The organism is Paenibacillus sp. LS-5 (assembly GCF_056121505.1).
On sequence record NZ_JBWAVA010000006.1, the window covers coordinates 164,597 to 186,385 of the forward strand.

27 protein-coding genes are annotated in these 21,789 nt (G+C 43.8%); 3 read left to right on the forward strand and 24 right to left on the reverse strand.

What is annotated here, in order from left to right; genetic code table 11:
• Position 1: 1 nt before the first annotated feature.
• The 18 genes from AC0MA3_RS11960 to AC0MA3_RS12045 all read right to left on the reverse strand — a co-directional run bounded on the left by AC0MA3_RS11960 (position 2) and on the right by AC0MA3_RS12045 (position 13,389).
• A complete protein-coding gene (locus AC0MA3_RS11960) occupies positions 2-1,738 on the reverse strand; it encodes a DUF8193 domain-containing protein (protein WP_474656355.1) in 1,737 nt (578 codons plus the stop codon).
• Between the two features lie 73 nt (positions 1,739-1,811).
• A complete protein-coding gene (locus AC0MA3_RS11965) occupies positions 1,812-2,396 on the reverse strand; it encodes a DUF6550 family protein (protein WP_474656356.1) in 585 nt (194 codons plus the stop codon).
• Positions 2,397-2,523: 127 nt separating this feature from the next.
• Positions 2,524-3,066 carry a hypothetical protein gene (locus AC0MA3_RS11970; RefSeq protein WP_474656357.1) on the reverse strand — a complete coding sequence of 181 codons (543 nt, stop codon included), beginning with the start codon at positions 3,064-3,066 and terminating at the stop codon, positions 2,524-2,526.
• Positions 3,063-3,455 carry a DUF4320 family protein gene (locus AC0MA3_RS11975; protein ID WP_474656358.1) on the reverse strand — a complete coding sequence of 131 codons (393 nt, stop codon included), beginning with the start codon at positions 3,453-3,455 and terminating at the stop codon, positions 3,063-3,065. The genes AC0MA3_RS11970 and AC0MA3_RS11975 overlap by 4 nt, the downstream gene beginning before the upstream one ends.
• Before the next feature lie 34 nt (positions 3,456-3,489).
• Positions 3,490-4,362 (reverse strand): secretion protein F, encoded by an 873-nt coding sequence (locus AC0MA3_RS11980; protein WP_474656359.1) that lies wholly within the window; start codon positions 4,360-4,362, stop codon positions 3,490-3,492.
• Positions 4,363-4,380: 18 nt separating this feature from the next.
• A complete protein-coding gene (locus AC0MA3_RS11985; RefSeq protein ID WP_474656360.1) occupies positions 4,381-5,127 on the reverse strand; it encodes a JAB domain-containing protein in 747 nt (248 codons plus the stop codon).
• The gene (locus tag AC0MA3_RS11990) at positions 5,118-5,336 is read right to left on the reverse strand and encodes a hypothetical protein (protein WP_339192350.1); all 219 of its coding nucleotides are present in this window, start codon (positions 5,334-5,336) and stop codon (positions 5,118-5,120) included. Before AC0MA3_RS11990 ends, AC0MA3_RS11985 begins: the two co-directional genes overlap by 10 nt.
• Positions 5,333-6,268 carry a type II secretion system F family protein gene (locus tag AC0MA3_RS11995; protein WP_474656361.1) on the reverse strand — a complete coding sequence of 312 codons (936 nt, stop codon included), beginning with the start codon at positions 6,266-6,268 and terminating at the stop codon, positions 5,333-5,335. The genes AC0MA3_RS11990 and AC0MA3_RS11995 overlap by 4 nt, the downstream gene beginning before the upstream one ends.
• Positions 6,265-7,605 carry an ATPase, T2SS/T4P/T4SS family gene (locus AC0MA3_RS12000; RefSeq protein WP_474656362.1) on the reverse strand — a complete coding sequence of 447 codons (1,341 nt, stop codon included), beginning with the start codon at positions 7,603-7,605 and terminating at the stop codon, positions 6,265-6,267. Before AC0MA3_RS12000 ends, AC0MA3_RS11995 begins: the two co-directional genes overlap by 4 nt.
• Positions 7,602-8,453 carry a MinD/ParA family ATP-binding protein gene (locus tag AC0MA3_RS12005; protein ID WP_474656363.1) on the reverse strand — a complete coding sequence of 284 codons (852 nt, stop codon included), beginning with the start codon at positions 8,451-8,453 and terminating at the stop codon, positions 7,602-7,604. The genes AC0MA3_RS12000 and AC0MA3_RS12005 overlap by 4 nt, the downstream gene beginning before the upstream one ends.
• The gene (cpaB, locus tag AC0MA3_RS12010) at positions 8,446-9,207 is read right to left on the reverse strand and encodes a Flp pilus assembly protein CpaB (protein ID WP_474656364.1); all 762 of its coding nucleotides are present in this window, start codon (positions 9,205-9,207) and stop codon (positions 8,446-8,448) included. Before cpaB ends, AC0MA3_RS12005 begins: the two co-directional genes overlap by 8 nt.
• A gap of 25 nt (positions 9,208-9,232) precedes the next feature.
• Positions 9,233-9,667 (reverse strand): prepilin peptidase, encoded by a 435-nt coding sequence (locus AC0MA3_RS12015; RefSeq protein ID WP_474656365.1) that lies wholly within the window; start codon positions 9,665-9,667, stop codon positions 9,233-9,235.
• Complete coding sequence (locus AC0MA3_RS12020; protein ID WP_474656366.1) at positions 9,664-9,996, reverse strand: hypothetical protein; 333 nt, start codon at positions 9,994-9,996, stop codon at positions 9,664-9,666. The genes AC0MA3_RS12015 and AC0MA3_RS12020 overlap by 4 nt, the downstream gene beginning before the upstream one ends.
• A gap of 45 nt (positions 9,997-10,041) precedes the next feature.
• Positions 10,042-10,251, reverse strand: coding sequence for a mercury transporter (locus AC0MA3_RS12025; protein WP_076146555.1), 210 nt, complete (start codon positions 10,249-10,251; stop codon positions 10,042-10,044).
• 3 nt (positions 10,252-10,254) lie between these two features.
• Positions 10,255-11,091, reverse strand: a complete 837-nt coding sequence (locus tag AC0MA3_RS12030) for a conjugal transfer protein TrbL family protein (RefSeq protein WP_474656367.1) — start codon at positions 11,089-11,091, stop codon at positions 10,255-10,257.
• Positions 11,092-11,152: 61 nt separating this feature from the next.
• Positions 11,153-11,383, reverse strand: a complete 231-nt coding sequence (locus AC0MA3_RS12035) for a DUF6133 family protein (protein WP_339192341.1) — start codon at positions 11,381-11,383, stop codon at positions 11,153-11,155.
• 69 nt (positions 11,384-11,452) lie between these two features.
• Complete coding sequence (locus AC0MA3_RS12040; protein ID WP_474656368.1) at positions 11,453-11,794, reverse strand: Mbov_0395 family pilin-like conjugal transfer protein; 342 nt, start codon at positions 11,792-11,794, stop codon at positions 11,453-11,455.
• 2 nt (positions 11,795-11,796) lie between these two features.
• The gene (locus AC0MA3_RS12045; RefSeq protein ID WP_474656369.1) at positions 11,797-13,389 is read right to left on the reverse strand and encodes a VirD4-like conjugal transfer protein, CD1115 family; all 1,593 of its coding nucleotides are present in this window, start codon (positions 13,387-13,389) and stop codon (positions 11,797-11,799) included.
• Between AC0MA3_RS12045 and AC0MA3_RS12050 the strand changes: the two genes are divergently transcribed.
• Positions 13,390-13,623, forward strand: coding sequence for a hypothetical protein (locus tag AC0MA3_RS12050; RefSeq protein ID WP_474656370.1), 234 nt, complete (start codon positions 13,390-13,392; stop codon positions 13,621-13,623).
• A gap of 228 nt (positions 13,624-13,851) precedes the next feature.
• Here AC0MA3_RS12050 and AC0MA3_RS12055 read toward each other — a convergent pair whose 3' ends face one another.
• From AC0MA3_RS12055 to AC0MA3_RS12080, 6 genes are all read right to left on the reverse strand, one after another.
• Positions 13,852-14,706, reverse strand: coding sequence for a hypothetical protein (locus AC0MA3_RS12055; protein ID WP_474656371.1), 855 nt, complete (start codon positions 14,704-14,706; stop codon positions 13,852-13,854).
• Positions 14,707-14,733: 27 nt separating this feature from the next.
• Complete coding sequence (locus AC0MA3_RS12060) at positions 14,734-15,441, reverse strand: hypothetical protein (RefSeq protein ID WP_474656372.1); 708 nt, start codon at positions 15,439-15,441, stop codon at positions 14,734-14,736.
• 31 nt (positions 15,442-15,472) lie between these two features.
• Positions 15,473-16,123, reverse strand: a complete 651-nt coding sequence (locus AC0MA3_RS12065; protein WP_474656373.1) for a hypothetical protein — start codon at positions 16,121-16,123, stop codon at positions 15,473-15,475.
• Positions 16,110-16,265 (reverse strand): hypothetical protein, encoded by a 156-nt coding sequence (locus tag AC0MA3_RS12070; RefSeq protein WP_474656374.1) that lies wholly within the window; start codon positions 16,263-16,265, stop codon positions 16,110-16,112. Before AC0MA3_RS12070 ends, AC0MA3_RS12065 begins: the two co-directional genes overlap by 14 nt.
• A 104-nt stretch (positions 16,266-16,369) precedes the next feature.
• Positions 16,370-17,635: a MobP3 family relaxase gene (gene mobP3, locus AC0MA3_RS12075; RefSeq protein WP_474656375.1), complete on the reverse strand. Its 1,266-nt coding sequence runs from the start codon at positions 17,633-17,635 to the stop codon at positions 16,370-16,372.
• On the reverse strand, positions 17,589-18,071 hold the full coding sequence (locus AC0MA3_RS12080; RefSeq protein WP_474656376.1) for a hypothetical protein: 483 nt from the start codon (positions 18,069-18,071) through the stop codon (positions 17,589-17,591). Before AC0MA3_RS12080 ends, mobP3 begins: the two co-directional genes overlap by 47 nt.
• Positions 18,072-18,497: 426 nt before the next feature.
• Between AC0MA3_RS12080 and AC0MA3_RS12085 the strand changes: the two genes are divergently transcribed.
• Together AC0MA3_RS12085 and AC0MA3_RS12090 are read left to right on the forward strand one after the other, a co-directional pair.
• On the forward strand, positions 18,498-19,310 hold the full coding sequence (locus AC0MA3_RS12085) for a Hachiman antiphage defense system protein HamA (protein ID WP_474656377.1): 813 nt from the start codon (positions 18,498-18,500) through the stop codon (positions 19,308-19,310).
• A complete protein-coding gene (locus AC0MA3_RS12090; protein WP_474656378.1) occupies positions 19,310-21,757 on the forward strand; it encodes a DEAD/DEAH box helicase in 2,448 nt (815 codons plus the stop codon). The genes AC0MA3_RS12085 and AC0MA3_RS12090 overlap by 1 nt, the downstream gene beginning before the upstream one ends.
• Positions 21,758-21,789 lie beyond the last annotated feature (32 nt).

Consider the following 21,789-nt stretch of genomic DNA (forward strand, 5'->3'; position numbering starts at 1 on the left):
TCTATTTAGTATTCTCCGGTGCAATATGCCAATCTGAAAATAAATTTCCGGAGATTGTGATAGAATTTTGCAGCTGAATAGTAAGCATTCCTTCGGGCGTCCACGCGTCCAAGATTCGAGTGATAGGTGTGTAAAAACCGTCAGGGAACCATATGGGGGTAAAATGCACACGGCTTTGATAAGTGGAGTATTCGTTGGGCTTAAGCCAGAAGCTGTTGCTATATCCTGAGGACTTTACATCGTGCAACCGCCAGTATTTTTGGTAAGCAAATTCCGGGAAATAAGATATGGCATGTTGCGCTCCTGTGATGTGACTGCTTGGAGCGTTAGAAGATAGAATGGTAGTAGTGTTAATTTCGATTCCGTATCCAGATTTCATTTGATTGGATGAGAGAGAAGGGGACTTTGGATCAGGTAAGATGGATTGAGTCGCGGAGAGGGTGGCTAAATAGCTTGCACGTGTATAGTCCCACCATCCATCGTCCCGCCAATGTCCATTATCTTGCCAGTAGCCAGTGTCTTTTCCAGTGGTATACCATTGCCACTTGGATATCCATACCCAATACGTATGCCAACTGGCGGACCATACTCCCCAAGATGCTGATGGTTGATTAAAGTAAGATGGAACACTCGGTGGAACATAGCTGGAATTTTGGTCGGTTGCTTTCGGGTCAGGCGGTGGATTTTGGTTTAGATCGACAATGGAGACCATGATCGTATTTTCGCTAAGCCAGCCATAAGAGGATGTAATTTGAATCGAAGTAGTTTGTGGTTTACTCGGGGTTCTCCATTTTACCCAAACGACCTGGCTATCTCCATCAGGAATAACGATGTTCGTTACCGTGTAACTGCTACCCATAATACTGAAGGTAACACTGGCAGGAGATTTGGGAGTAATCTGAGTGCTTGTGGAAAGGTGAACGGAAGTGATGACGTCAGTGTCAGTGCGGTACTGCAAGCTGGTTTCGGTGGAAGGGGGAGTGGTCGGAGCATCTTTAAAGCGCACTATCCCGAGTCCAAGAAAACTGATAATTTGATCGTTGCTAACGCGACTATTCGTAGAACCATCCCAGGCTGGAAAGCCAAGATCTGGTGTCTCGAGGAAGATTGCCAGAGGGAGATTTTGATGCGTCAGGCTGACCATTTTAGAGCGTAATCCACCACTAAGAATTTGATCGTACAAGGCGGCTTCGTGTGCGGTCATGGCCATTTTTACACCTTGAAAGGTGATGTAGGCAATAGGTTCAATGAGTAATTTATAGTTCCCGTTAATTAAGGAGTCATAATTCATGCCAATAGCACTTGCAATACGTTTCGCCATGTAATCAGAGCAAAAGTATTGCTTTATCTCCTCCAAACTAGGTTGAGCGCGATCTGATTTAATAATGTAAGGGATAGGCTCACTTGGTTGCACATACGTATAAGGAGCTGTTGAAGGTTGTAATTGTGTACCATTGCGATAATGAATTTTGCTGACCTTTCCAAAATGAATAAGCGAGTTTGAGGGAGAACGATTCGTGAAATCAATAGAGGTGGTAACAGGGATTTGATCAGCTGCTCTTATGACAGTTACCCGAACCCCCTCATCATTAGTGTTCCAATAATTTTGGCCTGTCCCACTTCCCAGGCCACCACCACCGATATCTATGTTTCCATCGCCTTCCGCATAGATGGCAGAGTTAGTAAATAAGACGGCAAATAAAAGTAGTATTAAAGCTCTCATGAATGTTTTTTTCATTGCCTATTACCTCCCAAAAGAAAAAGACACAGCTCGAGGCTGTGCCTTTCATTTTGCATAATGTAAATCTGGATTAATCCATGCTTCCGACTTGTTTATCAAGATCTCCATCATTACCAGTATCTACAGCTGTGCTTCCGCCGCCCTGATCCTTAATCCAACCAAACCCAGGAACATAAACTTGTCCTTTGTCATTCTTATCTCCTGCTTTAGGAGAAGTTGCCGTTTCCTTATTTGGTTCAGTTTGCTTTTCGTCATACTTAGGAGGGGCCGCAGAAGACTTTGCTTTTTCAGGTTCCTTAACTTTTGGTTTTGGTGGTTCTGTAGGTTTAGAGGTTACTTTAGGCTGGGAGATGGGAACTTCAACCTTAGTTACTTCCTTTTCAGGCTGGAGGATAGGAGCATCAGAAGGCGAGGGTTGGGGGCTAATATCGGGTACAGCAACCGGTGATGAACTTGGTTGTTCCGAAGAGATGACGGGGGCCTTTGTTACGTCGGGTGCTTCTATTGCAGGAGAGGGTGAAGCAACGGAAACCGTATTACCAAGAGTAACTACATTCATATTATCATCTGGATGGGAAGAGTCACTCCACAAGTATACTCCGATGGCTACAATAACCAGGCCGCTGGCTATCAATAAAACTCTTTTCTTCTTCAAAATTCTACATCTCCTTTATGAAAAATATTAATTTGGAGGGGGAGATACTATCTCTATAGTACTGTATAAAAATGTAAATTCCAATAGAAACAGTGTAACGGTTTTTATTTTTTTATAAAATAATACTTTACTTAGTGAACTTAGGGCGGTAAACGGCTTGAATCGGCAAGTCCGCTTTCATAGAGGGTAAATGTCCCCAGCCAAAAGAAAGCGGAACTTCCAGATGAATAACGGCCTGAGTAGTGAACTGCTGAATGTTCTCCGTGGAGGTGGGAGCAAAGGTTGGGTTTTGTATTGTGACCTTTAGATCGGAGATAGTGTACTCGACCTCCCCGGCTGTCCGTTTTACATATTGATTTCCTTGTTGGACTAATCCTAAAGTATTCACAACCTGAGTGTAGATGTCTCCTGATGAAATCTTTATTGCCCATCCACTCGATGAACGAATATATCCTCCAGAGTAACTTTGTCGCAGGCTGGGGTAAACATTGCTGTAGTTTTCTGTTGCAACTGAAATAATGGCACTTTGTACTGCATCGCGTACTCCAGAGGCAATGATGCTGAGTCGCAGGTACTCATACAAGGCGCAAGAAAGGATCAGTACCGCTAAAACAACAGCTACAGTCAGAGGGATTCCACTACCGGAACGATTTTTCAGAAGAGCCTTCATTTCCAGTACACCTCGCTTTTGCCGGTGCCTTTCGCCGTTAGCTCGATTGGGAAGGAACCGAAATCGCCGAACAATCCGATATTAACGGTAGCATTCAACGTCACAGTGAATTCCTGATTGATCTGAATCTGCCCGGTTCTGCTCCAGAAAATCGCAGGGTGTAATCCCGTTTGAGACTGTAGCTCTGCCGCCCGCTGAGTGGTTTCTTGACCCACTCTGCCTGAAATCTCAGCTTCACGCGCAAGCTCTGCCGCAAAGGTATCCAATTGATCTTTTGCTACAAAGACGGGGACAACTTTTATCACCAGTGCGATACAGAGCATAACGGCCATGACCAACACGACAACATCTACATATCCCTCGCCACGTTTATTGATAAGGCACTTCATGGCCAGCTTCCTTTCTCATAAGTTGAGCAAATGACTAAAAAAGAGTACCGACAGCCTTCATAATTTCCATGCCCAGAATGACTACATACATCAACATGAAGCAGACCAGCATCCAAAGAGAATATTTTCGGATTTTTCCAGGACGTTTCATGGCTGTGAGTTTAAGGCGCTGGATTTCCATGAGTTTGAAATCATGAGCTAGCATATCGAAGTAGACTGAACCTTGATCACCGCGCATAACAGCAAGTAACCCACGCACTACATCAGATAGCATGGAACTTCCCAGACGGGCTTCCAGCCGTAAAAGAGCTGTTTCTTGATTGCCGCTCTTCATGTCTGCTACCGTCATATTCAGTTCGTGTTCTAAACTGCTGCCAGCATGTTTACTGTAAACCTCCAGTATACGGAGCACATCGCGGGATGACTTAAGCTCCTGGGCAATGGTGGCGACAAAACGGGGAAGGTCCACTTCGATTTGCTCCCGTTTCTTGCGCACGATCTCGTCTGCCTGTCCTGATTCCTTAAAAAAAACAGCAATCGCGAGAATCAGAAATACCGGAAACAATAGGGGAAGCAGTGGAAGCATTAAGCAACCCGCACAGAAGATTAATCCAGCCTTTACTATTGCCCCGGCTAAGTAAGACTCAGGGGTGATAGTTATCCCCGCCGAACGCAAGGTTGCCGCCGTTTTTCGCTTGTAGTAATCACCGAGTTTTAATTTGCCGGCTAACCAAGTAGCTAAGCGAAAAATGGCACTTTGCAAAATGGAGCCTTTAGCCCTCCCAATTTTGGCAACCAGAAGGATTGCTCGAGTAGAAGATAAAGTAGGAAGCCTTATCCAGTCCGCCAAGAGAAAATAAGTCCCAATTGCCATGAGGAGCTGGAAACCAATTAGTATACCGGTCATGAGTAAGAGGTACCTCCTTTATCTCTCCCATTCATCATCAGCCTGCTTCTCCATCGCAGAACAAGGAAGGGGCTCTACTAAATAGGGGGTATTCGTTTCACGGGAATGATGCCTTTGACCACAATAATTCGGTGTACTTTCTGCAACACGCGGCATTTGTCCAAGATTGGCAAGCGAGGCGAAGGTTGTTCCTGCAATGATAATATGATCAAGAACCTGGATATGAAGGGGAGTAAATATCGAGACTAGATTCTTAGTGAGCATGATATCTTCTGGGGAGGGTGTGGAGATGCCACTTGGATGGTTATGGGCCAGAATAATCGAAGAACAGTCAGCATTCAAAGCGGCCTTCAGGATGTTCCGGGGATAGACTTGTGCTTCGTCTACACTTCCTTCGGATATTACCTTTGTTTCAATGATTTGGTTTTTGCGGTCCAAAAAAGCAACCATAAAACGTTCCCGGTCTTTTATGCCAGCCAGGTGGATGGAAAAATAGCGATTTGCCATTTCAGGTGACGAAATAATTTGTTTGGCGTTTTCTTCCTCCCATTGCAGAAAACGATGAGAACGAAGGAACGCATTCAGTAGATCGACCTTACGAATTTGGGCGCTTGTTAATTCCAAGGAGTACGGATGCTCCAAAGCGTTCAGCAAATTGTTAGCAGATCCATATTGCTGTAGTTTATCAAGAGGGATGCCAGTCAAACGGGAAAGCGATTGGATATAATCTGCAGCCAATTGATCATCCATTGGATTTAAGGCCATGAGGTAGGCTCCTTTAAGTTCTTCAATACCTCGCCGACAAATTGCAATTTGGTATAGAGTTCATCCGAGAAATCCCACTCTTTCAATCGCGCCCAGAATTCGTTCGTCCCATGCTGATCGAGTAGGTAAGCAATCTTCTCCTGTTCCTGAGGCATCGTCTCCAGCAATTCGCCCAACCAATAGGCCGTTTCGATCGCTCCGTCCTTCATCGCTTATACTCCAAAGGCCGGGTTAATCGGATGACTGCCGCAAATCCAATAAAGAGCATCACACCACAAAGAGCCAGCACCATTTGTCCCGGTAAGCTGTTGGTTAGGCTGTGGAACCAATCCCGATTGAGAAAGTACAGTAAAGGAATGTTTCCCAACAAGAGTAGAGCCATCGTTAAAAATTCTTTCAATGGCTCGTACAGTTGATAATCTAGATCAGCAGAAACCACGCGCATATCTGAAAGCTTGGAGACAATGGGCATTAGCGTGGACTTGAGTGTGCGATTATCCTGGCAAGCGATCAGTGCTGCGCACCACTCATGAAAGACGCTGTCATTAATTCGAGCCTGCAACTGCTGGAGCGCTAAACGTAAATTGGCGTGGATCAGTTTCGATTCGGCGAGGAATGCCTGAAAGACATCAGATACCGGGGGATTAAGGTACGGCAGATTCTCTTCGACTGCTATTAGAATGTTCTCATTGCGTAGATAAGAGGTGGTAATGATGGAGAGAGCTGTTTCGAGCTCGGCGTGAAGCCGTTTCTTATAGAAAGTTGAAGAGAAGATGACCATCCATACTGGACAGAGGGCGAATCCTCCAGCCAGTACCGGTGCGAGCCAACCGTTATGCAGCATGATTCCGAGGATAGCACCTAAAATAGCCAAGGCCAGAGAACTTGCGGCCATGATACCGATTTTATTTGCTTGCCCGGTTTGCTGAAGAATAGCCTTCGCTTCCTGAATAGCAGCGCGCCACCCTTTAAGCTTTTTTGGGTGTTGAGCCAATCGGACACGTTTGCCGAGGGCAAGCTGCCTAGAGGGAAAATGCGTGAGTGTGTGCGATAATTCCTGTTGCAACTCCCGCGGAGAGACATTTAGCAGTAGCAGGCAGCCAGCAGATAAGCCGGTAAAGGAAACTAAAAACAAAATCATGCTGCCCCTCCTTCCAGAAGTGTATTGAGCCGAGCCAGTGGCATTCCATTTTCTAAAAGTCTCTTTTGCAGTTCAGGTGAGATGTCATGGACCTTTTCGTAACCACCCTCCACTACGGTTTTTCCGCTGATTTCGCGAATGGAATGAACGGCATAGCGAAACAGAGGAGCGATTTCCCGCTCTCCATTTGGCAGGATGCGACATTCTGTAATTTCCATGATCCGCCGAGAATTATCTTCCAGCTTCTTTACGAATAACACCAACGGAAACGCCTCTGTCACCAAGTTATACAGCGTAGCGTCATTCATTTCGTATTTCTGGGTGCAGAGTGTGACCATGCGGTAATAAGTGGACAAACAAGAATTAGCATGGGTGGTAGTAATGACGGTATGTCCGGTTCGGGCTGCTTCCTGTGCAGCGAACGCCTCTGCTGATTTCATTTCGCCCACACAAATGACATCTGGATTGGCTGTTAAGGCAAACTCCAGTAACCTTTCCTGGTCAATGTGTTGCCGTGGATCTTCACTGGAGCGGGTTACGGTGTGCACAACATTATTGAGGACCTGTCCTTGTTCATCCTGGACTACTAAATCAAATTCTCGCGTCTCATTTTCAATTGTAAAAATTCGCTTCTCGAAGGGGACGGTGGAGAGAAGCCAGCTCATCAAGGTGGTTTTGCCGCTACCTGTAGCGCCTGTCACACACATGGACAAGCCGTAGCGCAAGCAAAGGCTCAAAAAATCGAGCATTTCGGCAGTTGCCGTGCCGTTGTCAACGAAATCTTCCCGTGCCAGCTTCTGCGGATTAATGATCCGAATGGAGGCGGCAATGCCTTTTTCTTTATCTGTAATCGGTGGCCCGAATACCGTAATACGGATGTTATTGGCAAGATGCCCACGTACAATCGGCTGTGAATAATCTAAAATCATTCCCGATTGATGCAGAAGCCGCCGGACGATATCAATGGCATGTTCAGGAGAAGAGAACTGTTCCTCCGCCGGAATGATTCGGCCATCCGTGTAGCTGATTTTGACATCGTTATAGCCATTGATGTTGATCTCTTCGACGTCTCTGGAATACAGATAGCGGGTGAGGAAGGAGTACTCAACCATTTCGGCATACAGACGGTTGACCAGGTCATCAAAGGATAATCCGGGCACATGAAGGCGATGGTCAGTCAGATATTGGCTCATATAGGCAATAAGCTGCTGTTTCTGTTCTTCTGGTTTCCGGCTAATCAAGGTTGCGTATTTTCCGGAAAGATAACTCTGAACCTCTTGCAGTACATCGGTAAACGTTTTGGACTCGGTAGAGAAGAAATGGTCAACATGATTCAAGAACGGTCACCTCGGTTCGTTCGCGATAAACGATTCAACACGTTTTTGAAATAGGAAAGGAAGGGGCCGGAAGAATCTGCTCGTTTAGGTGGAGTGGCTGCTTTGGTGGCCGGCAATAGGTGTTCGATCAATGAATGAATACCCTGTAGGTAGGCAGCGGCCTCTTTGCCTGAACAATCCTCCAATAATTGAGCCGCAGCAACTTGCTGTTCTATCTGCACAAGATGGGGTAGTGTGATGTCGATACCGCCAAAGATCTGACTGTATTCGTTGCTATCCTGCTCGGGCTTTACTTTGGACAACACCGGAACAACACTGGAGCGGCGAAAACGATGGTCGGTCAAAAGCGGCAAATAGGAAGCGTAGAACATCAGGCTTTTCAAGTCACAACTGTGGATGCGGACCACTTGATCGGCCAACTCCAGCGCAATAACGGATAAGAGGTCGGCTGAAAGATAGCTGGAGCAATCTACAATGACCACATCTGCTAAATGACGAGCAAGCGTCAGCAGATCTACGGCACGCTCACGGCTATAGGTTGCATAACTGAAGGAGTTATCCCCTTTTTTGTATCCCAGAAGTGCAATATGCGGAGAGACGTCTAGCGGCAGAGCATAGTGTAAAATGTCTTCCTGGCTTAAGGCTGGCAAGCTAAGCAGTTCTCCCAAAGAAGCATGGTGTGCACTACCTTTTGGTGCAATGGTGGCCGCAGAGGGGCAAAGGGCATCACTGCACAGCAAGAGTACATTCTGCTTTCGATTGGCGAAGGCTTGAGCTAGCTTTACCGCCGTCACCGTCTTTCCGCTGCTTGGGCTGCCCCATACAGCAATCAATGTTTTGTCATTCATGACCGCTCTCCTCCTTCGGAGCAGACATTGCTGCAAAATAAGCATCCTGTTTATCAGTGAACGTTTTGGCAGTAGCTGCATCTCCGCGATAGACCAACGCCACATGAAGTTTGCTCTTGTTTTCCAGGTCGGCTAAGACTGCTGCTTGTTGCGGAAGAGCCAGCAATGTTAACGTGGACGGCAATTCTTGTTCATCTTCATGCGAATCCGTTGGTGCATTCTCCGGTGATTGGGCCTCTGCACCGCTGCTCGTTGTTACCGCCAGAACCTCTACGTATTGTAATTCCGGCGGGGTAGTTGTAATCCGTAGTTCACCATAGTCGGAAGCAATTAAGGTTACAATGTCCCCAGATTGTAGTTTGCCGGATAAACCAGCAGCTAAGCTTTTGATTGAAATCGAAATGGCTTGTTTGGTTCCATTCAAGCGGCTTGTATAGGCGTCCAGCGGCACCGCAGATAATTTCCCGGGAAGAAGATAATCCCCTTTGAGCATATCGACAGTTGCGTATTGCCCGATTACATTGTCCAGTGATGACAGGACATCGGCCGGTAAATGATATGCCCCAACATGTACCGTCTCTAAATCGTCCGAGGCAATGATGCTTCCTTTGGATACATTCTTAACCAAACGGACAATAATGGTTTGTTCACTGCTTTTTTGATTCAACAGAGGAGCGATCCCCAATGTCAAAATGAGCGAGAGGATGATGCAAAGAATGCCTATGGTCGAGCGTTTTCGAAAAAGGTTTTTCAATTGAGCGACCTCCTGGAAATGATATTTACTGAGTGAGATAAGCCAGTAGAACGACCGTCACACCGCCAGCAGATAAAAAGGGAGCAAGCGGTATGGCCGTATTTTTAGCGCTGTGAAATCCATGACGAAAGGCAATAGTAATCGCAAAAAGCAGCACGAATCCCAAGCCGAACAGGCTTTGTAGCGTCCCATATATAGGGCCGAACACAAAGCCGCAAGCCGCCATCAGTTTGATGTCGCCGCCGCCAATCTTACCGTCTGAACCGATGGCACCAATCCAATAAGGAAGTCCGGTACACAGTAGTCCAGCGATGGAGAAGAGCGGGGAGAAATGGAGTAAACCTACGAGGGAAATGCTAAGGGGGATCGCATTTGGGATTTGTTTTGTTTTCAAGTCGCGAATACTTGCCCAGAGCAAAAGTGGAAAGAGCAGCCATAGATGAAGGGGAATGCTGCTCATATCGAATGGCTGTCCCATTCTGGCTGAGCACGGTAAGGGTAATACTTCTGACTCTTCTTGAATGCCACCATAAAGCGTAGTTGATCCAGTACAGAGAGATTATGCCGATCTTTGGTTGTCATCATCACAGATGCAGCAACGCCACTGAGGAAGGTGACGACGGCAAAGGGGACACTGCCTTTCAGGAGCCAGATCATCAGGGCAAGAAAAAAGGCTCCGAAGGAGCCGATGAAGGTTTGAATCAGTTGCGATTTACCGAAGCCTGGAAACCATTCGCTTTGCGGTTTGACCCCCATGGGGATATATAACGTTTGTGATTCATCATTCAAGTTTGGATGCTCCTTTCTTTGCGTGTATGAGCTATTTAAGGCGTGCTACTGATAATAATGCAGCATGATCTCTTTGATCTGCCAAATGCTCTCCGCAAGTACATAGAAGATGACGACATTTCGAGCGCGTTTCTTATACTTGCTTGAATCCTCGTCTGCTCCGGAAAGCCGGACCATAGTATAGATGAAGCGAAATACACATCCCACTCGGATAAGCAGGATACAAGCTTGGGCTAATTCCTCCAGAGTTACCATCGTCTAGCCCGCCTTGCCTAATTTTCGCGCCATGCCCACGAGCTTAATACTGTGATAGACATTGTTAACTACGCCTCCATTGCCTCCGGTCGTGATCAAGAAATCAGAGAGAAAGCGAGGGGTCCGGATCGCCAGCATCATGCAGGCCATACCCCAAAACACATGATTCTGTAACATTAATCCGACACCTAGCTTTGCCAAGGCAATCTGGACGACAACTGCCAGCATGGATTGCATAAATTTTTGAGCATACGCACGGAACACGCCCTTGTCGTTGTCCAGTAAACCGACACAGGCCAGCGGCATACCAACACGTAAGATGAACATTTCGAGTCCTCGCATTAAGAACTGAAAGTATAGAATAAAGAAGCACACCACGAAGATAAGGCCAAAGACCGCGGTAACCAATCCGGCAGACTCCAGCGCATTGACCCACATTTGCCAATCATAATTAGTGGATTGCCCGATTGCCCCCAGCAGCTGATTAGATAAGTCTTCGACAATTTGAGCAAGCCAGGTATAGATGGTGGGGAAGCAGATCGCAACAGCCATGGAGCGAAAAAAGTTGGTGAGCAGGAAAAGTGGTTCTTCATCAGGATCGCCATCGGTCCATAATACGTATATTTCGAAGCCTTTTTTCAGGAATTTGAGGATCATTAAGGCTACACCGAACGAGAACACAATGTCGTAAAGGTCCTCAAGCAGATTTGCTCCGGTAGTTAACGTCATATATTTCTCGGCGTACAGGGAAATCGGAATGATGTCTTTGAGCAAAGAGTCGATATAGACCAAGGAACCATTCAAAAGCGCGATGATGAGCAGCAAAATGATTTTTTCCAAGCTTCATGCCTCCTTTCTGCAGGAGACGGCGATCAGGCCGCCCCCGCAAAAGGTAGTGGGATTAGCCTTTATAATTGAACATATCCTTGATACGTTGTGTCAGGGTTGGGAGAATCGTGCCATTAAACAGCAGATACAGGCCAGTCAGCAGCAGGGCTCCGAGGACAACGGCAATCAGAATTTTGATCCCGGTATCCACGTAACCTTCACCGCGGCGATTACGCAGAGTTTGTTTTGCCAGCGCCGCAGTAACCATGCTTTTTTCCTTTACTGCCTTCAACCATTTTTTCATTGTCCATAACCTCCAGAAATGTAGTGTGGTAAGAAAACAAAAAGAGCCTGCCCAGGGGACACGCTCGAATTACTTGTAATAGCCAATAATGACATTGAGTGTGGCTGAACCAAGCACGGCTCCAATACAAGAAACGATGGCCACGATAATCCGATTGTTCCATTTCTTCGTGTCCATCTCATCTGCAGCAGAGCGCCGGATGCAGAAGTAAATGATAAGCAGGCCAGCGACTATGGGGGCGAGGATCATCAACCAAGTTGTGACATCCCCGATCAACTTCTCTGTGCCGGTCACAAGCTTGCTGCCTTTGATATCTCCTGATGCATAAACTGATTGGGAGTTTATAATCTGCACCCAACTGAAAAGAATAATCATGCTTAGTGTAAAGCGATAAGTGAATCTCTTGATCATTTCTACTCGTCGAAGGGCGGAGGCATGAATCCGCCGGAAGAGGTTGCTGACTGCTGACGTTGCTCGGCCATTTGTCTTGCGATGTCTTTTTGATAATAAATCCAGATGTTCCAAAGCTTCACCTCCTCTCTCGTGTTGGTCAGGATAGGGCGGCGCTGCTCTCGTTCTTCGCGAACTTTTCGATTATGTTCCTTGTCACCTAGCCCCATCATGGCGTTGAATGCCCATTGACTAAGATCCGGAGAATACATCATGGCGGGGTGGGACCGAGAAAGGACGATTTGATAAGGCCTCGACACCCGGCGCACTTCGTCAACGGTAAGCAGTTTGCGCTCTAGTAAATTCAGGCTGTGCGAAGTGCTGGGAGTGGAGTACTTACCATGTGATGCCGAAAGTTGGTAGCTGGAAGTGGTGTATGTCCCCAACTTTTCGCTAATTTCGCGCAAGGTCTCCAGATCGTCGGCCTGGAGATAAATCCAGGTTTGGCAGTTGCTCTTGATCGTGCCGGCGACATGGTCGTCGTATTTCTCTTTGAGCTGCTCAAAGCTCTGAACAAACAAGTTAAAACGCATTCCGCGACCACCGCCGACCGTGAGCTTGTTGGTAAAGTCGGCTATCGGTGTGAAGTTCCCAAATTCATCTAAAATGAAGTTGACTCGCCGCTCCAATCTCCCGCCGCGGATATCGGCCTGCGTAGTGAGGAGTTCATAGAGCTGCGAAACCATCAGGGAAGCGACGGGATAGAAGGTGGTCTTTTCATCCGGAAGAATAATAAAAAGCGCCTGTTTCTTCCGGCCAAGATCAGCCAGGGAAAAGTCGCTTTTGTGGGTAATCGCATAAATGGATTTGGATGTGAAAAGCCTTAGGGTCGTAAGTGCCGAAGTATAAAAGCTACCCTTGGTGCGAGAAGGCGCAATGTCGGAAATACTGAGCAGGGCACGAGCCGGATGATTCTGCGGCAGGCGTTTAAGGTATTCCTGCATTGGAGTCTTGCTGCCGATCTGTCGGTTCATCTCTGCCAAAAACCAGTACACATTGGTAAGGTTCTGATATTCCGGGCGCTTGATGTTGTCCCAAACTACACTAAGAATAGAAGAAGCGATAACCGACATTTCTCCGTTCGTCCAGATTTTTTCTCCTTGAGATTTGCCCACCAACACCTGTGTCATATCCCAAGCTAGCATTTCCGCCTGTTCCTGGTCATCGGCCAGTGCAGCATCGATGATTGGTTGCAGTAGGTTGTAGTGATGGCTTTTTTCGGGATGCCGGAAATCCAGTGTCCATACGGTGTATCCCAGCTTCTCCAGCAGCACATGGCTGAAATGAAATAATTCCGCTTTCGGATCGCTGATGACCATGGATTCTCCAGCCAGTCCTAAGAGTCCGATGGACTGTAGCACCACAGTACGCGATTTTCCGCTGCGGGTAGCTCCTACACATAGGGAATGCACATCATCTCCGATATAGTAGAGACGTTCACGGTTACTTTCTCGCTGCATGCCCAATACAATTCCACCAGAAGATATAAGCGGAGAAGAAGAGGTGTCATTCCTTCTCGTTATTCTGGGAATCCCTTTAGGGTGAAGGAGGTTCATATGCGGTCCTTTCTTTCTTCTGTTGTTCTAAAAAGGTCAAATCCTCATATCCAGTTGCGATTAACTTCTGCAGGTAAGGATGCTGTAGATCCAGCGTCTCATTATCAAACAGATGCAGAAGCTCCTCCTCTCGCATCCAACGAGCAGAACCATGTTGATGTTGCCCTGTCGGCACTGGGGTTTCAATTCCCGGAGCTACTTGTTTCAACTCACTTTGATAAGGCTGATTGTTAAAGACAAATAACAAGGTAGCCAGTACAATAACCAGGCCTTGAAAGCAGAAGAATAAGAGTAGGTGGGGTTTGCTACTTAGTAGGCTGTGGAGACTGTGACTCGGAGAAGGGAATGCCAAAGAGGACGTTATGCCCGATAGAAGGTTGTGCAAGGCAGTGCTGAAAAACAGATTACAGATTGTTCCGAATAGGACGATCAGTAGTGCTAGTCCAAGCCTGGGCTTTGTTTTCACCACTCCATCCCATCACTTGGCTCGTAGAAGGCGTCTGTAGATTCATGAGTCTGCATGGTGTGAAACTCCTGACTTTGCGCCGGATAGATGGAAGGTGAAAGGGGAGGGGCTTCGTTGTTTCGCTCAGCCGCCTCATCCAACTGAGCCTGCAGGAAAAGGGAACTAGGCGCAGGGCAATCATGGATATGACCCCATTCTTCAGTGTGCAGGTTATGCACGCCGACATAGGCTGGGTGATCGTCACAGAGAGTGTGGAGTAAGCTGTCCTCGTTTATGACTTTGGCTAAGACACCGGGGTGAGAGGCGGACAATTCGTAAATGGGGATCGCGCAGTCGTTTAAGGGGAAAAACCAATAGTCTCCGTGACCGGCAGCATGCATCAGGGCCATATCGGACAATACCTGTTCTGCGATCGTCTGATGGACGGCTAGCTGTATTCCTTGTGGCCGTTCAACCAGATAAATACCGTTATCCCAGGTCTGTTGTTGAGGATATGCTTGACCCTGGCCGTCTTGTGGCGGAGGAAAATCACCAAAATATTCGGGAGCAAAGTAATGGCCCTCTGGGACGAGCTGTTCTGGATTTTCGGCTACTGATTGTAATTCTGGATGCGTAATCGCACCTTGCTTGGCTAGCTCATACGTAGGAACAATGCTTTTCACATCATCAAAATATATATGGCCATCGCGTTCTTTTCCCAATTGTAACGCATTTTCGCTGAGTGCTTTTTTTGCATAATCAGCATCCAGGACAATCCCTTGGTCGCGCTCGGCTTGCAGCGCATATATATGCAATCCAATCTCCACACAAGTCAGAATCGTTCCCCACATAGAGTTTTGTGGTTGGGGCATCAAAAGCCATCTCCTTTTTGTAGATGATTAACGAGATAATTCGGCGACATCCAGAGAACCTGGATCACCATCCAGGTCAAGGGCAAATTCAGCATCGTAATCTAAGTGAATATCCCGTTCTTTAAGAGCGGGAATCAGATCTTCGAGCCGGTCAATCAGGATCTGTACTTGTTCAAACTGTTCCATATTCTTGTCGTTTGGCGTGATCAAGAATTTGACCATCTCATCGTGAATGAGTGTTAATTCTGTTTCACTGAATAGCTTACGGGCATCGACCAGACCACTGCGTGTAGCGAAGCTCTCAGTGGCTTCATCGCGATTATAAAAATACTGCCGCTGAACAGGTGTTTGATTGTCTGGTGATAAGCGATAGGTAGAGAATACATAATCAAACAAAGGATGATGTTTGCAGGCCAGCACGACATCGCCATGCTCACATAGCTTATAGACTCCGTTTACGATTTTCTCACTTTTGTCGGAATAGGGCTTTTCCGTACAAATGCCAAGCTGCAGGGCGGTCTTTCGCGCCAAGTCGTGAATGCTGCTCATCAGACGATCCGGTACGGTAACGAAAGGGTTACGTTCAATTTGGTCGGCACGAGTATAGAACGCAATCAGTTGATCCTTTTGGTAAAAATCAGCAAGATAGTCTGCAGAAGTGGACCGGCGGACTTCAATTCCTTGTTCCATGAGAGCAGCAAAGTAAGCCTTATAAAATTCGTTCTTACTTTTCAATGAGAGTCACTCCTTATACAGAAAGGTACCATTAGGATTCCTGCTCCATTTCAATCTCAGCTATCAGCAGTGGTTCATTAAGTGGTATTAGCATAGAATCCACTCGATGCAGCAGATTGTCTAAACCCTCCTGTTCTTTTAATTGGAGTGCAGAGTCTTGCATTCCTCGAAACAAAAGAGTGTCTCGAATTACTTCTAGTTCATCCAACTGAAAGAGAATAGAACGGTCGGCAAGCCCACTGCGGTATAAGAAGTCGGCTTTAGCGGCAGCGTAATGATTTTTATGAAAGTAATGTCCAAATGAAACAGCGTTATTGTCGTACGTGTACTGCCAGCTAGCAAAAGTGAATTGGCCATTGCCATCGTAACGAGCCGTGAGAATGATACCGTTATACTCAATTAATTTCCGGTGATTATTGACAGAATCAATATGCATAACAGGAGCTTCTTGATAAGCACGTTCCATTTCCCAGACTTGGTTAACTATTGTTGGAACGGGTAGGGCGTCTTCCTTGTTACAAAGAGTGGAGTAGATAATAAATCCATTTTCTTGAACGTACGCGACGGGTGTGTCGCCTTTAACGACAAGCAAAACTTCATCGAGAACAGGGGGAGTTGTCTGAAGTCCTACTTTTTCTAACTCGTAGCGAAGGACATCAAGCAAGCGATCATTGATTTCCATGAGGCTTTTCCTTTTGTAGAGGACTTTTAAGTTCTGTCAGTGGTTTCATTGGTTCAGGGTTTTTCATTGGCTTTGCAGGGCAATGCGGCGTTGTTTTCATTAGTTTTTCGAAAGATTGTAATCTTCCATTTGTAAATAACATAAAAGACTCCTTTCAATTACATAAGTTATCATCAGATTATTCACAGGTTGTACACTGACTGGAAACAAAGAAACGCTTCGGGAGCGTAGTTGCAAGAGGGATGGCTAACGATCTACTCCTTTGTCCTTTTGCTTAAGGAGCCATTCCTTTTTTGCTTGTTTGGACCATTCGCCGCCGAAAACAACCTTGGCTTTATCATCGTAATCGAGCTGTGCCTGCATGGAGAGTTGTTCCATGGCTGACAGCAACTCCAAGATCAGTTGCTCCGTCCAGGCCTTATAGCGTTCGATTTGACGAATGCCAACATCTGATGCTTGTTCAAGTTTAATAATTGTGCGAACGGTGGAGAGTATACGATTGGCAATGCGTTTCTCAGCTTCTGCTTGATACTTGCTGCCTTGTTGGGTGAGGGAAGCAGGGTCTGAAGTATAAAGCTTGGCAACCTCTAGCTTGGCTTTGACATACGTGTCCACCATCTCAGCTAAATAGGGATTTTGCTGCAGCAGATCTTGGACGAATTTGTCTACGAGCGACTTTGCATCAGGGGGAAGCAGCTGATAAGCTAAGCGGCCTTTTTGGGGTAATGCTTGGCGGAGTTGGAATAGATGAGATGCAAGCTGCTCCCCGGATTGGGGATTGGTCAGATTATGTTTGGGGAGACGAAGCAATGAATCTTCATATTGATGCTCGAACCGTTGTTGAAGAGCGCGAAAAGATTGTGGATTTAATGATTTCATGTGAGCTTCAAATTGCTCCAGAATGTCATCGGTGATGCTTGTGATTCCTGTTTTGGCTAAGTCTCGTTCAGCACAAAACTCCTTTATTCTAAAAGCGAAGGTATCCTTAATGAGCTGTTTGCGAATACGGTTAGGAATTTCAGGGTGAGTAAAGTTCTTCAGAATTGCTTGTTCTTTGTCCCAGAACACGACATGAAGATGGGGATGATCCTTTTCGTTATGGAAAGCGGCGGCCCAACAGAGGTTTTCTGTTTTGATCCGGTTGTGCGTGGCGAGTGTAGCAATATGCTGCTCTATATATCGTTGCCAAGCTTCGAAATCATTAAGGCCCAGCTCCATGGCCGTTTCTGTACGAAGTGAAATGACGCTACGATACATGTTCTTGCCTTGCTTGGATATTTCTCTGGCGATTCGGGCAAATTCTTGCCAAGACTGGAAGATGTCTATATTTCCGGGCTTCAATTTACCAAAGAGTCCATGAGGCAAATTCTCATGACGAACGGCCCCAGGACGAGTAGCAATATAGCCGATGTGTACATAATTGCTTACTGCCGTTTTAGGGCGATTAGGATGAAAAAAGCGTTGTTTATAGATCAGGGCTGTAATCTTCGGCACCTCCGTGTAGTTTGGCAAGATTCTTCTCAAACGCGTCGCCAGAGAGGAAGAGCTGTTCGGCATCCGTCAGTTTCATTTTCGTATACTCCACTGCTAACTGACGAGCCTTCTTCTCAATCTCTCGGAAGGTTGTGTAACGGTTCGTGTCGATGAGGTCTGCAATAATGGCGATGGTGGAATAGTACGCTGCGGCAGACATAATGAGGTCTTTACTAGCAAGGCCGGCTAAGCGGTTACTGAGTCCACCAATGGCAATGTTGATTTCTTGGCGGATAATTGTCGTGATAAAATCAATCTCCTGGGTGTAGGACTCGATAGACATACCTTTCTGAATGAAGGCCCGCACAATGTCTGCCATGCTGAGATGTTTGGAGACTGAATACTTTTTCAGAGTGTCATACTGCTTTTTGGGAAGCTTGACAGTAATCTGTACCGTTCTTTCAGATTGAGCCAATAGGTGCACCTCGCTTTGAGTCCTTGGACGACATTCGATAGCCGGAGGAAAACAATAAGAAATGTCGGTGGAAGCTCTGCTTCCACGCGGTTTCTTCGCCAAATGACATTTGGCTATTCCTGCCTTTAACACAATTCCAAAAGACTAGTGGCGGACTTCTTGAGAATAATGGCATTAGATAAAGCCAAATAAAAAAATCAAGTGTCATTTTGAATCTCCTCGATTCCTGAGAGTTTGTTTAGATTTAAAAAATTAATTAAAGTCCGGTGAACAAAAAATTACAGATGTAAAAAAAATACACTGTCAAGAAGGAAAAACTAGGAAAAAGTCGAATGATAGAAAAAGATAGTTATAAAGTATGCCTCTTAGACCATTAGATCTAAATTACCATAATAATTCGAACCGAAAATTACTGGAGGGAAAGACTTGATTACTGCTAATTCTATAAGTGGAATCAGATTTTCAAGGAAAAAAGGATATGCAATTTGCCATATTGACAATTTGTCAGATGATATAAAAGAGATATTACGTGCACAGTTATCTTCTGTTTGCTATGGACCTTCTAAGGCAGCTTCCACTAGGAAAGCATACAGTTATAAAAAGACTTTAAAAGAATTTCTAGATAGATACGAAAGTAAAGCATATTCTACAAAAATGGGCATGATCGGCGAACTTTTAACACATATTCTTGTTATGCAATTTTTCGAGGAATTTAATGCCGTTTCTCCTTATTTTAATCTCGAAGAGCAAAGTATAAAAAAAGGCTTTGATGTAGTTCTCTACTCAAGAGGCAAAAATGAGTTGTGGATAACTGAGGTGAAATCGGGGGGACTTCATAAGGACAAGGATGCTAACGAAACAGTAAATGATCTTTTAGGTACTGCGAAGAGAGATTTGTTTGCTAGATTAAACGAGAATCATCCTACGTTCTGGGAAAATGCTATAAATGGTGCAACAATAGCACTGGAGAATAAAAAGGATATGAAGGAGGCAGTTATAGAGATTTTAGGAAGTATTGAAGATGAAGTAGTGGATGAAAATGCAAAAAGTATTGATAAGAATGTTATTTTGGTATCTTCACTATTTTCAAGTTTATCAGATGAGATTAAAGAACAGAAAATTAGGGGAGCTTCTTTAAGTATTTCGAAAGAAAAAATTTTTAAAGAAGTCATTGTTTTCTCGTTTCAAAAGGGTACTTACAAAAAAGTTGTCGACTTTTTGAAATCGGAGGCATTGTGATGAAGGGCCTGACACTGAGTAGAATACGTAATACAAATTTTAAAGAATTATATCGAAAGCTATTGATAGGTAAAGTTCCTAGTAAAACGGAATATAGAAAGTTATTATCACTTGCTATTATCTTTATAAATGATGATAACTTGGATGTAAGGCGTTTAGGATATAGAATTCTTGTGCTTTATTGCAATGATACTAAAGATTATAAACCGCTGTATGATATAGCATTAAATGAAGGACTTATTCCAATAGTGAAGCTTATAGAAAATCTTGAAAAATATGAAAGGAATTTTAAGGATACTTTTTTTGGCTCATTTTATTCTGCATATGGCGAAAATTATAAACAAGGCTCAATTTACCTAAGTGATCAGCAACAAGAGTTATTTGCCTTTTTTGATGAGAAAATTAAAGAAACTGTATCTGTAGTTGCGCCGACCTCTTATGGTAAATCAGAACTTATCATATCATCTTTAAAAAACAGAATTAAGGGAAATGCTTGTGTTATTGTACCTACTAAAGCCTTGCTAGCACAAACAAAGCAACGTCTAATTAAGAGTGACATAAAAAATATTAATAAAATTATAACCCATCCTGAAATGTACGTTGAGGGAGAAGGTAATATTACAGCAGTTTTAACCCAAGAAAGATTGCTAAGACTCCTTAGAAAAAATCCTGATTTGATATTTAATTTAGTTTTTATAGACGAAGCGCATAATCTGCTTGAAAATAATGATCGCAGTATATTGCTTGCTGCCACAATTTCAATATTAGAGAAACGAAACAATGGAGTGATTTTTAAATTTTTAACACCTTTCCTAATTGATAGTACGAATTTGAGTGTTAAATATTCAAATTACTCATTAGAAGCATATCGAATTACTGAATATATTAAAACCGAGAAGTTTTATATTTACGATTTTAGAGATAAAAAGAAATTTTTGTTATATGATCATTTTTTGGATCAGTTTTTTGACTTAGATGCTGGTGATTTTAAAGATGATGTCGATTTTATTATTAATAATAAAAGTAAGAAAAATCTAGTTTATTTAAATAAACCTTTTGATATTGAAAGGTTATCAACAAGATTTGTTTCGCGAATGAATGATATTACTTCTCAAAAAATTCAACAAGCTTGCAATGAATTAAGTGACTATATGCATCCTGATTACTTCATGATTAAATGTTTGCGAAAAGGGTTTATTTACCACCACGGCTCTGTCCCAGATAACGTTAGGATATATATAGAACATCTATTTACATCGGAAGAAGAGATGGATTTTGTAATTACAAGTTCTACACTTTTAGAAGGAGTAAACTTACCGGTTGAAAAGATGTTTTTGTTAGATAATAAAAAAGGTCGTAGTAATCTAAGTCCTTCACAGTTTAAAAATTTGATAGGAAGAGTGAATAGGTTTAGTGAGGTTTTTTCTCCAACTAATGGAGATCTAGAAAAACTTCAGCCTCAAATCTATTTGGTGGGTTCTAATTATTTTTCTAGCAAAGCAAATCTGGAAAATTTCATTCGTGTAAGTATGAAAGTTGATAAAAAAATTGAAGATGAACCTCAGAATGTGTTGTTAAAAAATGTGGAAATTTCTGAAGTGAATGTTATGAGGAAAAATGAAGCAGATGATTTTATTGAAAATTTCGAACCAGGAGTAATATCAAACTACAATAGAAAGCATACAGAAACTGAAATAGGTAAATTATGTTATATGAATAACACTTTCGAAATCGATATTATGCAAAATGAATTTTTGATGCAAGGCATTGTAAGTACATATGGAGTTGCTAGTATTAATTCTGCTGAAGAAGTTTTTGAGGCTTTTGCAGAGATTTTTTTGCCATTTATTAAAGACGATGAAGATTATAAAAACTTAAACAGATTGAGTTACAAGGAGTCCCAACGTTTTTATCAAATGTTTTTGAATTGGAGAATAAAAAATGCTACATATAAAGAAATGATAACTAGTTTTTTGAATTATTGGAGTAAGGTGGAGTCATCTAGTGGATCAACCGATATTTATGTGGGTAGATGGGGAGATAAAAAGCGCGATGGGCATAGAGAATTATGGACTGATATTAAACTTAAGGATAGACAGCAACGAATCAATTTAGCAATTGTGCGTATTAAAGATGAACAAGATTTTTTAGATAATACTTTTATAAAGTACATCGAAGTAATGAACGATGTTGGAATCTTAACTAGTGATTTTTATGAGAAAGTTAAATATGGTACTACAAATAAACATAAAATTGCATTAATAAAAAGTGGGTTAAGTGGTGGTTTAGCCAATTTGATAATTAATGATTATCAATCATATATTGAAGTAGATTCACGTTTAAACACAGTACTAATAAAGCCGGAGCTTGTAAATAAAATGATTGAGAATGATGAGAGTGGTATCTTTATTCACGAAGTTAGATACAATACAAAATTAAATGTATAGCACCAATAAAGTATTAATATTTTTAGAGTATT